At 44.8% G+C, this 663-nt stretch carries 1 protein-coding gene; it reads left to right on the forward strand.

Annotated elements, in window-relative coordinates; all coding sequences use genetic code 11:
• A partial coding sequence (locus HP456_RS24665; protein ID WP_172255907.1) for a fumarate hydratase C-terminal domain-containing protein occupies positions 1 to 396 on the forward strand: 396 nt, incomplete at its 5' end.
• Positions 397 to 663 lie beyond the last annotated feature (267 nt).

Raw genomic sequence — 663 nt, forward strand, 5'->3', positions numbered from 1 at the left:
AAAGATGACGAAGGCAACTGGCATGTAAAAGCTGCAGGTCCGACGACTTCGATTCGAGAGGAGCCTTATCAAGGAGATATCATGAAACGGTTTGGCATACGTGCCGTCATCGGTAAGGGCGGAATGGGTCCGAAAACGCTCACTGCTTTGAAAGAACATGGCGGTGTTTACTTGAATGCCATCGGAGGTGCCGCTCAATACTACGCTGACTGTATCAAGGGAGTAGACGGAGTTGACCTGATGCAGTTCGGTATACCGGAAGCAATGTGGCATTTGAATGTGGAAGGCTTTACGGCGGTAGTGACGATGGATTCCCACGGGAATTCGCTTCATGAGGAAGTGGATAAATCTTCATTGGAGAAATTGTCACAGTTTAAGGAGCCGGTATTTAAATAAACGAGCAAGGCTCTTTTGGAGAAGCGTCCGGTGTGTTACTAAACGGACCACACAGGTTCCAAACATTAAATTGGCAAAAAGGAATGGCATACGAATTAACGTATGCCATTTTCCTTTTTTATAAGGTTTCTAAAAAGGGAGCTGGAATGAATTATTTATACGAATCTCCCCTTCCCTTTTTTCCTTACACCCCTAACAAGAATGGGATTCCAGCTGCTAATCCGATGATCACTATGAAAATAAACCATACTAATGGCCGCGCAAAGT

It is taken from the genome of Bacillus haikouensis, assembly GCF_013179555.1.
Classification (GTDB): Bacteria; Bacillota; Bacilli; order Bacillales; family Bacillaceae_B; genus Rossellomorea; species Rossellomorea haikouensis_A.